The organism is Saccharibacillus endophyticus, assembly GCF_013185185.1.
Taxonomy (GTDB): Bacteria; Bacillota; Bacilli; order Paenibacillales; family Paenibacillaceae; genus Saccharibacillus; species Saccharibacillus endophyticus.
Genome location: NZ_JAAZWE010000003.1, coordinates 448794 through 461197 on the forward strand (window position 1 = coordinate 448794; position 12404 = coordinate 461197).

General features: G+C 55.4%; 10 protein-coding genes. 8 read left to right on the forward strand and 2 right to left on the reverse strand.

The window, feature by feature from the left end; all coding sequences use genetic code 11:
• The first annotated feature begins 202 nt into the window (after window positions 1-202).
• The 8 genes from HRQ63_RS13380 (at window position 203) to HRQ63_RS13415 (ending at window position 9667) form a co-directional block, all read left to right on the forward strand.
• Complete coding sequence (locus HRQ63_RS13380) at window positions 203-1891, forward strand: type 2 periplasmic-binding domain-containing protein (RefSeq protein ID WP_172244460.1); 1689 nt, start codon at window positions 203-205, stop codon at window positions 1889-1891.
• Window positions 1892-2076: 185 nt separating this feature from the next.
• Complete coding sequence (locus HRQ63_RS13385; RefSeq protein ID WP_172244462.1) at window positions 2077-2967, forward strand: ABC transporter permease; 891 nt, start codon at window positions 2077-2079, stop codon at window positions 2965-2967.
• Between the two features lie 51 nt (window positions 2968-3018).
• Entirely contained in the window at window positions 3019-3897 is an 879-nt protein-coding gene (locus HRQ63_RS13390; protein WP_172244464.1) for a carbohydrate ABC transporter permease, read from the forward strand.
• A 55-nt stretch (window positions 3898-3952) separates the two neighbouring features.
• Window positions 3953-4294: a hypothetical protein gene (locus HRQ63_RS13395; RefSeq protein ID WP_172244466.1), complete on the forward strand. Its 342-nt coding sequence runs from the start codon at window positions 3953-3955 to the stop codon at window positions 4292-4294.
• A gap of 245 nt (window positions 4295-4539) precedes the next feature.
• Window positions 4540-6606, forward strand: a complete 2067-nt coding sequence (locus HRQ63_RS13400) for a beta-galactosidase (RefSeq protein ID WP_443096431.1) — start codon at window positions 4540-4542, stop codon at window positions 6604-6606.
• A gap of 290 nt (window positions 6607-6896) precedes the next feature.
• A complete protein-coding gene (locus HRQ63_RS13405) occupies window positions 6897-7823 on the forward strand; it encodes an NADP-dependent oxidoreductase (RefSeq protein ID WP_172244468.1) in 927 nt (308 codons plus the stop codon).
• Between the two features lie 348 nt (window positions 7824-8171).
• Complete coding sequence (locus HRQ63_RS13410) at window positions 8172-8414, forward strand: hypothetical protein (protein WP_172244470.1); 243 nt, start codon at window positions 8172-8174, stop codon at window positions 8412-8414.
• Between the two features lie 380 nt (window positions 8415-8794).
• Window positions 8795-9667 carry a CHAD domain-containing protein gene (locus tag HRQ63_RS13415; RefSeq protein ID WP_172244472.1) on the forward strand — a complete coding sequence of 291 codons (873 nt, stop codon included), beginning with the start codon at window positions 8795-8797 and terminating at the stop codon, window positions 9665-9667.
• A 191-nt stretch (window positions 9668-9858) separates the two neighbouring features.
• Here the strand turns inward: HRQ63_RS13415 and HRQ63_RS13420 are convergent, their stop codons facing one another.
• A complete protein-coding gene (locus HRQ63_RS13420; RefSeq protein WP_216673930.1) occupies window positions 9859-10518 on the reverse strand; it encodes an S-layer homology domain-containing protein in 660 nt (219 codons plus the stop codon).
• Between the two features lie 214 nt (window positions 10519-10732).
• A complete protein-coding gene (locus HRQ63_RS13425) occupies window positions 10733-12151 on the reverse strand; it encodes an aldehyde dehydrogenase (RefSeq protein ID WP_172244474.1) in 1419 nt (472 codons plus the stop codon).
• Between the last annotated feature and the right edge of the window lie 253 nt (window positions 12152-12404).

Sequence of the window (12404 nt, forward strand, 5' to 3'; positions counted from 1 at the left end):
TTACAACCGCCTCTCGAAAATTTGCGCGGAAGTTGCTTTCTTTTGAGTGGCTGCTGCACTCGCTCCGAACTTGGTAAACCGCAACAATCATTTCTCACCTTGCTTGCCAAAGGTGCAGGAATGTTGCAATCGCGACATAGGCCGCCCCGCGATCCGCCCCTATAATAAAGAGGCAAGGTAGACGAAACAAGGGGGAAACAACATGAAAGCGATATCCCGCAAAAAATGGCTGCCGCTTCTGGCTGCCGGCGCGATGCTGGCTACGACACTCGCAGGCTGCTCCGGCGGAGGCAAAGCAGATGAAAGCGCGGCAAGCACGGCGCCGAGCGCTGAAAACGTATACAAAGAAAAATACGATCCGCCCGTCACGATCTCGACCGCTTGGGGCGTCGATCCGACCCTGACGTTCAAAAACGGCGAAACGATCGAAAACAGCGTCGCGACCAAATGGGCCAAAGACCAATTCGGCATCGACATCAAGTCGCTCTGGTCCGTCACCGACACCAACGGCGCGTTCGGCACCAAGCTGCGTCTCGCCATGTCCTCCGGACAAGAAATGCCGGACATCCTGACGATCGGCACCGCCGACAACCAAATCGCGCAGGACCTGATCGATTCCGGCATGTACGAAGAAGTCGGACCGTTGTTCGACAAGTACGCGTCCGACACCTGGAAATCCGCGATGGATCAAGATCCTAACGTCTGGAACGCCTACATGCGCGACGGCAAAAAGATGGGGATTCCGGTACTCGATTACGCCTACAACCACGACTACCTGCTCTGGATTCGTCAGGACTGGCTGGACAAGCTGAACCTGAAAGCTCCGAAAACGATCGACGAGATGGAAAAAGTCATGGACGCGTTCAAAAACCAAAATCCGGACGGATTGTCCCCGGATCAAGTCGTTCCGCTCAGCATCGGCTTCAAAACGTCGATGAACACGTGGATGGGCGATCCTTCCTGGATCTTCGGCGCGTACGGTACGCTGCCTCAGCAGTGGAACGTCGGCGCGGACGGCAAACTGGTCTACGGTTCGACTGAGCCGGGCATGAAGGAAGGCCTGCAAAAGCTGAGCGATTGGCTGAAAAAAGGCTACATTCCTCAGGAAGCCGCGCTGTGGGACGAAAACAAAACGGCGGAACCTGCGGTCGCGGGTACGGCGGGCATCATTCCGGGACCGTACTGGATGAGCGGCTGGCCGCTCAAAGATACGGTGCAAAACGCGCCTGACGCGGTCTGGGCACCGATCGAAATCCCGGCCGGACCGGACGGCAAAGCGATGAGACACGGCACGCAGTTCACCAACGGCGTGACGCTGATCAAAAAAGGCATGGAACATCCTGAAGCGTTCTTCACGTACCAAAACTATTTGTTCGACAACTACGCCAACCCGGAACCGGGCAGCCAATACGACAACGGATTGTTCGCGGGGTACGATTACCAGCTTGATGCCGACGGCAAACAGCTTCCGATCGAAGAGATCGACGGCGGTTACGTGAACGTCGTGCGCTACCTGCTCGTCCGCGACGGCGCCCGTATTCCGGACGCGCAGATGAAAGCCCTGCAAAGCCTGGCCGAAGGCAACGAGCCGAAGACCAAGCTGGAAAAAGACGTGGCGGTCAACTACGGCAAAGAAACGCCGGCTGCCGCCCAAGTCATCTTGAAGCAGGATGACATCTCCTACAAAAACATGTTCACCGGTCCGACGACCGAAACGATGAAGAGCAAAATGGACTATCTCAACAAGATGGAAAACCAAACGTTCAACGAAATCATCTACGGCAAAAAAACGACGGACGCTTTCGACGAATTCGTAAGCACATGGAAAGCAGGCGGCGGCGACCAGATCACGACGGAAGTCAATGCTTGGTACGACCAAGTCAAACAATAAGCTTCGATCCGCGATCGTTCGGCTCGCATGGTTTTGAAAAACTCGAGCCGAACGCGGCGCGGAACCGTCAATAAACATCAAAGCGTTCTGCGGCAGCCGCGGAAATCGAAGGCGGCAGGGGGAGATCTTCCCTGCGGCCTTTGCTTTCCCATGCCCTTTTTCAGCAGTCGAAGGAGGAGAAGCGTTTGAAAACATTAAAAAAAACCTGGCCGTTCCACGTGATGCTGCTGCCGGCGATGATCTTCCTGATCATCTTCAGCTACATCCCGATGGGCGGGATCGTGATGGCGTTCCAGGATTACAAGCCCTGGCTGGGGATCAGCGGTTCCGAATGGGTCGGACTGGACAACTTCCGTTATTTGTTCGAGCGCGAAGACAGCGTTCAGGTCATCTGGAATACGCTGTTTATCGCCGTTTTGAAATTAGTCTTCAACCTGATCGTTCCGTTCTTGTTCGCCATTCTGCTGAATGAAATTCGCAAAACGGCGCTTCAGCGCGGCATTCAGACGCTCGTTTATCTGCCTCATTTTCTATCGTGGGTCATCCTCGGCGGCATCCTGATCGACCTTCTGGCAACGGGCGGTCTGGTCAACCGGGTTCTCGGCGTTTTCGGACTCGGCCCGTACTTCTTCCTCGGCGACAACGATTGGTTCCGCTTCACGGTCATCGTGTCGGATATTTGGAAAGAATTCGGCTACAGCACGATCATCTTCCTCGCCGCGCTCGCGGGCATCGACCCGTCGCAGTACGAAGCGGCCGAGATCGACGGCGCGACCCGCTTGAAGCAGACGCTGCACATTACCGTTCCTTCGCTGATCCCGATCTTAATGGTCGTCGGCACGCTCGCGCTCGGCAACGTGCTCAACGCGGGCTTCGACCAAATCTTCAACCTGTACAATCCGCTGGTATACGAAAAAGGCGACATCATCGACACCTTCGTGTACCGTACCGCCATTCTCAACGGGGAAATGGGCTTCGGTACCGCGATCGGATTGTTCAAATCGGTCATAAGCATGGTCTTGATCCTGATCTCGTACCGTCTGGCCTACAAATGGGCCGGGTATCGCATTTTCTAATCCGGATGCCGCGCAGCCGCGCGGCCGTCCTCCGGGGAAAGAGGGAACTCTATGTATCATAAAACGACAGGCTATCGCATATTCAACGTCTTCAATACGATTTTTCTGATCTTCCTTGCCGTCTTGTGCATCATTCCGCTCGTGCACGTGCTGGCCGTATCGTTCAGCAGCAAAGCGGCGGCCGACGCCAATCTGGTCAGTCTGTGGCCGGTCGGTTTCTCGCTCGAAGCTTATAAAAAAACGGCCGCCAATCCGCTGTTCCTGCACTCGTTATGGGTATCGGTCATGCGTACCGTCGTCGGCACGGCGATCACGCTGCTGATCACCTTCCTGGCTTCCTACGCGTTGTCCAAAGAAAACAACGTGTTCAAAGGCCGCAATATCTACTCGTGGATTTTCGTGTTCAGCATGATCTTCAACGGCGGATTGGTTCCGTTCTACATCGTCATCCAAAAAATCGGACTGATCAACTCGTTCTGGGTATTGGTTCTGCCGGGCGCGGTCAACACGTTCCTCGTCATTCTGATGCTGAATTTCTTCCGCGGCATTCCCAAAGAGTTGGAAGAAGCGGCACTGATGGACGGAGCCGGACATTTCCGCACCTTGTTCCGCATCTTCCTGCCGATCTCGCTGCCTTCGATCGCCACGGTCGCGCTGTTCAGCATGGTTTTCCACTGGAACTCCTGGTTCGACGGCCTGCTGTACCTGAACAACGCCAAAGACTTCCCGCTGGCGACGTTCCTGCAAACGGTCATCATCCAGCAGGACATGAGCTCCATGAGCGTGAATCCGAAAGAAATGGAACTCATTTCGCAAACGACCGTCAAAGCCGCCCAGATCTTTATCGGCAGCGCGCCGATCCTGATCGTGTATCCGTTTTTGCAAAAATATTTCGTTAAAGGCATGACGGTGGGCTCGGTGAAAGGCTGACCGATCGTCGCTCGGGATTCCGCGCTTGCCTTCGCAAAAGGAGAGCGCGGGGTTCATGCGTACGGGGGCGCTGCGGGGTGAAGGGTCTGCGGTCGCTGTCTCACTGGCGTTCAAAGGCGATCCTCGATCCCTTCACCCCTCCGCTGGTACGCACGCGCGCGCTGCTTTTGCAAAGGACGCGCCGGAAACCCTTGGACTCGGTTTAGCCCTGCCCCTCGCCTCTAAGGGAGGGGTAGGGCTGTTGTTCGCCAGAGACAGGCGAACAACAGCTGGTTTTGCAATAACTATTGAAGATGAATCAGGGATGATGTTAAAGGTAAAGGATATTGTTAGAAATAAAGCGAACCTTATAAACTCGAATGATTTTGTGATTTTGCCCTTGTTCTTTTGTTCTTGACCTTCTACACCCCCACCCCGGCGGTTGCCCAAGCGGAGGACAAAGGGAGGCGAAGAAGCGCCAGCGCTCGCCTTAAAGACTTTCCGGAGGAAAGTCACATCGGAAGCATACGCTAAAATGGATTCCCTACCCCCAGCAATGTTTTACACAATCAAGGGGAATCCATTTTCAACAGCGATCGAAGCCCCCTTTGTCCGCAGCGCCAACCAACCGCCATCCCCACCATCTTAAGGAGAGTGACAACATTGACGTATGTTTACCCGCCCGTGAGCGAAAAGGTGCCTCATATGCTGCATGGAGCCGACTATAATCCGGAGCAGTGGCTCCGTTATCCGGAAGTGTTGGAAGAAGATATTCGTTTGATGAAATTAGCGAAGTGCAATGTCATGTCCGTCGGCATTTTCTCGTGGGCGATGCTTGAACCGGAAGAAGGCGTGTTCACGTTCGAATGGATGGATCAGGTGCTGGACCGCTTCGCGGCGAACGGCATCTATGCGCTGCTGGCGACGCCGAGCGCGGCGCGTCCGGCTTGGCTCGCGCAAAAGTATCCCGAAGTGCTGCGTACCGAGCAGAACCGCGTCCGTAATCTGTTCGGCTTCCGGCACAACCATTGTCCGACGTCGCCCGCGTACCGCGAGAAGACGGGGATCATCAACCGCAAGTTAGCGGAGCGGTATTCGGATCATCCGGCGGTTATCGGGTGGCATATTTCCAACGAATTCGGCGGCGACTGCCATTGCGAATTGTGCCAAGCGGAGTTCCGCAAATTCGTGCAAAACAAGTACGGTACGCTGGACGAACTGAACCATGCGTGGTGGACGACGTTCTGGAGCCATACGGTAACGGACTGGTCGCAGGTCGAATCGCCGGCGCCGCACGGCGAGACGCAGGTGCATGCGATGAATCTGGACTGGCGCCGGTTCATCACGCAGCGCACGGTCGATTTTATCAATCACGAGACGGCGCCGCTGCGCGAGATCAATCCCGATCTTCCGGTAACGACCAACTTTATGGAGTTTTACGCAGGATTGGATTACTGGAAGTTCGCCGACGCGCTCGATTTCGTGTCGTGGGACAGTTATCCGACGTGGCATGACGCCGACGACGATTCCAATCAAGCAGCTAAGATTGCCATGATGCACGATATCGTGCGCTCGATCAAAGGCGGCCGTCCTTTCCTGCTGATGGAGAGCACGCCGAGCTTGACCAACTGGCAGGACGTGAGCAAGCTCAAGCGTCCGGGCATGCACCTGCTGTCGTCGCTGCAAGCGGTCGCGCACGGTTCGGACAGCGTGCAGTATTTTCAATGGCGCAAAAGCCGGGGATCAAGCGAAAAGCTGCACGGCGCGGTCGTCGATCATGTCGGCCACGAACATACCCGCGTGTTCTCGGACGTGACGGACGTGGGCCGGGCGCTCGAAGGCATGGACCGGATCGTCGGCACGTCCGTGCCTGCGGAAGCCGCCGTGATCTTCGATTGGGAAAATCGCTGGGCGGTCAACGATTCGCAAGGCCCGCGCAACAAAGGCGTCAACTATGAAGAAACCGCGCAAAAGCATCACGAAGCGCTGTGGAAGCTCGGCGTGCCGACGGACGTGATCAGCATGGATGTCGATTTTTCCAAGTATAAGTTGATCGTGGCTCCGATGCTGTACATGGTACGCGAAGGTGTAGGGGAGAGGTTGGAAAAGTTCGTCGAAAACGGCGGCACTTTAGTGGTCACGTATTGGTCGGGCATCGTGAACGAGACCGACCTGTGCTTCTTGGGCGGATTCCCTGGGCCATTGCGCAAAGTGCTGGGCATTTGGTCCGAAGAGTTGGAAGGCCTGCATGACCGGGATCGGAACGCTTTGCGTTTGAACGGTTCTGGATCATTGGGGCTGTCGGGCGAGTACGAGATTTCCGAAATCTGCGATCTGATTCATCTGGAAGGCGCGGAAAGTCTGGGCGAGTATGCTTCCGATTTCTATGCGGGGCGCCCGGCGCTGACCGTGAATCAATTCGGCGAAGGCGAAGCTTACTATATCGCGGCTCGAACCGACGGATCGTTCCATGATGATTTCTATGCCGGGGTGGTTCAAAAAGCAGGCGTCGCCCGCGCGCTCGATACGAGCTTGCCGCAAGGAACTTCGGTCAACCTGCGCACGAACGGCGAAGCCGATTTCGTGTTCGTGCAAAACTATCGTCCCGAAGCGGTCACGTTCCCTCTGGATCAGCGGATCTACCGCGATCTCGAGACGGGCGAGCAGGTAGGCGGCGAACTTGAGCTTCAACCTTACGACGTCGTGGTACTGGAACGCCGCCGAAACTAGCAGTTTGACCAACTTTGAATCATCGCGAAGACCAAGACGGGTGCGCTCAGGATCGATGCGCATCCGTCTTTTTTGGCATGGTCCGGCTTTGCGTACAGATCTACCGATTCGGCTTTGGGCGCGGTCCTTAAGGCTCCCGTTTGCGGCTTGACAGCGCTGAAACAAGCCTATTCGAACTCTTTTTATACGTCGAAAGCATGAAATCGGGCAAGGAGAAGGGTCTGTTCGGAACGGCTTGGGTAATAGCATTGGAAGCAAGGCCAACCTGCTACAGAAAGGTGAGGATGTATTTGAAAGCAATCGTAATTGAGGAGTTTGGCGGACCTGACAAGCTGCATGAACAGAGCGTGCCCGAACCTAAGATCGATGCGAACCAGATCCTGATCAAGCTGTATGCGACATCGGTGAATCCGGTCGACACGAAAATTCGGGAAGGCGCGATGGGAGAAGCTGCCGGCGAGTTTCCCCTGATTCTCGGCGGAGACGTCGCGGGGATCGTAAAAGAAGTCGGCGATAACGTGAGCCGCTTCAAACCGCGAGATCCGGTATTTGCCCGTCCGCGGGTATTCGGAACCTACGCGCAGTATGTAGCCGTGGATGCGGACGTCGTCGTGAAAAAACCGGAAAACCTAAGTTACGAAGAAGCGGCCGCGGTTCCTTTGGCGGGTCTGACGGCGTGGCAGGCGCTGGTGGATCACGGAAAAGTGAAAGCAGGCGATAAAGTGCTGATCCACGCGGGGGCGGGAGGAGTCGGCACCATGGCGATCCAGATTGCCAAGCATTTAGGCGCGACAGTCGCATCGACGGCAAGCGCGGAGAACGAAGAACTTCTGAAATCGCTCGGCGTAGACCGTTTTATCAATTATAAAAAAGAAGACTTTTCCGAGGTGCTCTCGGATTACGATATGGTACTCGACACGATGGGCGGCGATATTCAGCATAAAAGCTTCAAGGTGCTGAAGCCCGGCGGCCATCTGGTCTCGATTTTGGAAAAGCCCGACGAAAGCCTGGCCAAAGACCTCGGCATCCATACGGCGCACTTCATGATGGAGCCGAAAGGGGAACAGTTGGAGAAGCTGGCCGAGCTGATCAAAAAAGGCGAGCTGAAGCCGGTCATCGATTCGACCTATTGGTTGAACGAGCAGGGCGTGCGCGATGCGCATGCCAAAAGCGAAAGCCATCATGCGAAAGGCAAGATCGTCATTCGCGAAAAATAACGGCGCAACGTCCTCGACTTGACGGCGTTTTTATCAAAAAGCACGGTTTCCTTCCGCGGGGGCGGTTAAGGAAGCCGTGCTTTTGGTTATAATAACAGCAACCGAAACCGAGAAAGCGAGGCGAATGAAATAAGCTTTATTCAATGGATAACGGCCGATCGTCCCATTCCCGAAGTCGAACCGACCGGTTACCGGCTCGCGACCGTACGCGAAATGATGGACCTCGGCATCCCCGCCGGACATCTTCCGTGGGAAGAGATGAACCCCGATAAGACTGTTATGTATGCCCCCGACCCTCATGCAATCAACGATTTTTCTTTGAAAAAAAGCCCGATTTTCCCCAGAAGTTTGCAGCCGCTCACCCGTCGCACGCATATTTACAGCCTTGAAGCGGAATACGATTTCTCGGCTACGCTATGGACCTACATATCCGGGCTGGAACCGGGCACGCAGATCGAAATCTGGAATCTTTGGGACGGCTACGACTTCCGGAGCGAACCGATCGCGGCCCGGCATTTGTCCCGCTCCGCTCTTAACCTTTCCGATCTTGAATGGCCGATCAACGAAAATGTATGCCTGAGTATCCGTTGACTTCGTCCGCACTCGGCAGCGACGAAAAGCCCTCCTCAGAGGGCCGATGCGTCAATGCGGTTTGGCTTTCCCCGAACGTCGCCCGTTCATCAACCGATCCGCTCGTACCTTCCGCTGGCTTTTTCGCAAACAACCGTTTTTTCCGTCCGAATGCCGCGACCGATACATGCACGGCGAACGCGGCGTCGATTTCCGCCATCGCGATAGCGCCGTGGCGCCAACCCTTTGCCCGGGGTCGAGCCTCGGCTGATGACCCGATTTGATTAACCGAAGTTTATGAAGGAATATCGTCGCGTCCCAATCTTTTTCGGGTAATGATACAGATAGACAGCGGGAAAAGAAAGCAGAGGGAGTTTATCGAAAAGGAGTCGGATCGACCTATGGGAAACGAACGGGAGCAAAGCGAAGCGGTAGCGACGGCGGAGTTGGCCGAGCAATGGCATGAAGCGCTGCAAGAACTCTATACGGAATTCCGCAAACGCAGCCGGGACGCGTTAAAGGACTACGACGAAGAAGATGTGCACCAAGCACGGGTCAGCGCGCGCAAGCTGCTGACGCTATTACAAGTGCTTGATCCCGACGGAGAGACCGGTTTATATCCGTTGATCAAAAAAGCGCAAAAGCGCTTCGGCCGGGTACGCGACGCGGACGTGCTGATCGGCGAGTTCAAAGCGCTCCGCAAAGAAGCCGAGTCGGAAGACCGCAACGACGAAGCCAAGCTGTTCAAGCGAATGGCGAAGCTGGAAAAAGGCGAACGCAAAGATCAACGCAAAAAGCTGAGCCGCAAACTGCCCAAAATCGTCAACAACAAGTTGGACAAAAAGTGGAAGACGTTCCTGAAAGACGACCTGCCGGAACTGGCCGCTCAAGCCGACGTCCGCCGCAGCGTGCGCGAATTGAAAGACGATTACCGCAAACGCCGCCACATCTACCAAGTCACATCCGATCGCGAAGGCCTGTACAGCGAACAAGCGTTGGAAACCCTGCATCAGGTGCGCATTGCCGCCAAACGCAGCCGTTACACCGCGGAAGCCGCTTCTTTCGCTTTGGATGCCAAACACGCCGAAGACGCGGAACGCTTCAAGCAGGTCCAAAAACAACTCGGCGAAGTCAACGACCGTCATGTCCACATCCAAATCGCCGAAGACTACGGCCCCGAAGCCTTGGATGTCGACCAAGAACACTGGAACCTGTTCCGCAAACGCCTGGACGATCAATTGAAAGCGTCCTTGGAAGCCGTAGGCGAACTATAAGCCGAACGAAAGGATACGCTTGAACTGAAAAAGGCTCCCCGAAGGAGCCTTTTTGTGCTGCCTTTCCTACCCAAAACCCAGAGCGAGCTAATGGGCGAAGGGAGAAATTCAGTAAAGGACGCCTTTGAGCTTGAAAAGCCGCAGGCTTTCCAAGCGAGACAGCGTCCTGAACGAATTTCTCCCGCAGCCCCCTAAGCGAGCTTTCCCCGGAGGAACTCGATTGCGTCATACAACATCACCGCCGCCTCCGCGCGCGTAATCTCGTCTTTCGGATGGAATTCTCCGTTCGCGTCCAACTTCGCGATCCCGCGAACAAGCGCCCGTTGAATCGAACCTTGATAGTCGACGGTCAAATCCGCTTCGTCGGCAATCTCGCGCGGCTTGATATTGATCAAAGGCAGATTGCCTGCCTTCTCCATCGCCTGCATCAGATAATGCGTATAGGCTTCTTTGGTCATGGAAGCGGAAGGATCGATCGATTCGGGAAGCTCCACGCCGTTGAAGTGCGCATTGACGAAAGCATCGGCGTACCATGCCTCGTCGTCGGCGGCCGGGAACAGATCATGTGCCGTAGGCACTTTGCCGGCTTCGAACGTGATCGCGGCAAGGCTTAGTTGAAGACCGCTTGCAATGAATTGAACGCCCTGCGCGTTAGTCAGTACGGCTTCCGGATTGAAAGACACGGAACTCACTCCTTTGACCCGTCCGTCTTTTTTGAGCGCTTCGATTTTCTCCTGTCCGGTTACGCCGTTCAGATCGCCGAATCCGGTACTTGCCGCGAAGAGCTGACCGCCGAGCGACAGGGACAAGACGGATGCGGCGAGTACGGAAGAGATTGCTTTTTTATTCATTTCGATGACCTCCTTGGATGTGGCGGAACGGGGCGCAAGATACAGGCTGCGAATATTCCGCTTCGATTGTGATTCTTACTGCTCCAGACGTACGGGTTTTGGAAAAGGTTGCAGCTCGGCGTCGGGCAGATGAACATAAAAAGCCGCCTTCCCGACCGATGGATCGGGAAAGCGGCTTGATTGAGCCGAGGCTTCGGTTCTTTTATTCAAACTGTTATTTCAGCATCTTTTTGATCAGAGCCATCTGTTCTTCGCCGTAAGGAGGGAAGATCAGCGTCGTTCCGCTTTCCGCGGAGGCGCGTTTGAGGATGCTCTTTTGATGGGAGAACGTGCGCAGGCTGTGAACGCCGTGATACGAGCCGGTGCCGGAAGCTCCGGTACCGCCGAACGGCAGGTTCGGGTTCGAGACATGCAGCAGCGTGTCGTTGATGCAGCCGCCGCCGAACGGGATTTTTTCCAGCACGCGGTCCTGTACCTGCTCGTCGGTCGTGAACAGATAGAGCGACAGCGGACGCGGATGCTTGTTGACCAGACGGATCGCTTCTTCGATGTCTTCGTAAGTCAGGACGGGAAGGATCGGTCCGAACAGCTCTTCCTGCATGCTTGCCGCGTCCCACGAATCGATATCCAGCAGCGTCGGTTCGATGAACTTGGTGTCGCGATCGCCGTTTCCGCCGAATACGATGCTGTCCTTGTCTTTTTCCAAGATCTCGGTCAGACGGTCGAAGTGGCGTTCGTTGACGATCCGGCCGAAGTCCGGGCTGCTCCACATGTCTTCGCCGAGGAATTCGCGAATCGCGTTTTTCAAGGCGATCAGCAGCTGGATTTTTTTGCTTTCATGGACAAGCACGTAATCCGGCGCGATGCAGGTCTGACCGGCGTTGACCAGCTTGCCCCAAATGATGCGTTTGGCCGCCATGCGGATATCCGCATGCTTGTCGACGATCGCCGGGCTTTTGCCGCCCAGTTCCAGCGTGTACGGGATCAGCTGCTTGGCCGCCGCTTCGCCCACGATGCGGCCCACTTCGGTGCTGCCCGTGAAGAAGATGTAATCGAACGGCGAGTTGATCAGCGCGGTCACCGTATCTTTGCCGCCGTCCAGCACGCGCACGTAATGCTCTTCGAACACGTCGCCGATCAGTTGTTTCACGACGCGCGACACGTTAGGCGTGCTGTCGGACATTTTGATCACGGCGCAGTTGCCTGTCGCGATCGCGCCGACCAGCGGTTCGAGCACGAGCTGGAACGGGTAGTTGAACGGCCCGATGATCAGCACGGTGCCGTGCGGTTCGTTGATCACGAAGCTGCTGGCTCCTGCGAGCGAGAGCGGGGTCGCTACGCGCTGCGGTTTGGACCACCGGTAGAGTTCTTTCGAAATTTCGGAAATGCTGTTCAGCACAAATCCGATTTCGGTCGAATACGCTTCGAAAGCGGGTTTGCCCAGATCGGCCTGCAGCGCTTCGAGCAAGGCCGGCTCGTAACGTTGGATCGCCGCCTTCAGCTTGTCCAAGCGACGGATGCGGAATTTATAACTGCGCGTGCGGTCAGTGTCGTAAAAAGCGCGGTGCTCCTCGAGCATCTGCGCGACTTCCTCGGCGCTCCATTCTTTTTCAAACGTGTCCTTTGCGATCATACGTATTGACCTCCTTGGAAAATGGAATGCGAACATGAGATTCGGACAAGATTCTGCGGCGTACATGCCATAATTCACCAATAAACATTCTAATCAAAAATATAGGGCCTAGGCAGGTGTAAAGTCAAACTTGCCCTTCTAAGCGTGACCCGGAGTAGGATGATGTTCTTGATCAGCTCGATATGCGAAAAGATCGGCTGCAGCGAACAAATTGCCAGGAAAGAACCTCAGTAACTCTATTACCCAAAATGAG

Coding starts and splice junctions, on each gene's coding strand:
- HRQ63_RS13380 (WP_172244460.1), top strand. CDS start 203: ATGAAAGCGATATCCCGCAAAAAATGGCTGCCGCTTCTGGCTGCCGGC.
- HRQ63_RS13390 (WP_172244464.1), top strand. CDS start 3,019: ATGTATCATAAAACGACAGGCTATCGCATATTCAACGTCTTCAATACG.
- HRQ63_RS13395 (WP_172244466.1), top strand. CDS start 3,953: ATGCGTACGGGGGCGCTGCGGGGTGAAGGGTCTGCGGTCGCTGTCTCA.
- HRQ63_RS13415 (WP_172244472.1), top strand. CDS start 8,795: ATGGGAAACGAACGGGAGCAAAGCGAAGCGGTAGCGACGGCGGAGTTG.
- HRQ63_RS13420 (WP_216673930.1), bottom strand. CDS start 10,518: ATGAATAAAAAAGCAATCTCTTCCGTACTCGCCGCATCCGTCTTGTCC.
- HRQ63_RS13425 (WP_172244474.1), bottom strand. CDS start 12,151: ATGATCGCAAAGGACACGTTTGAAAAAGAATGGAGCGCCGAGGAAGTC.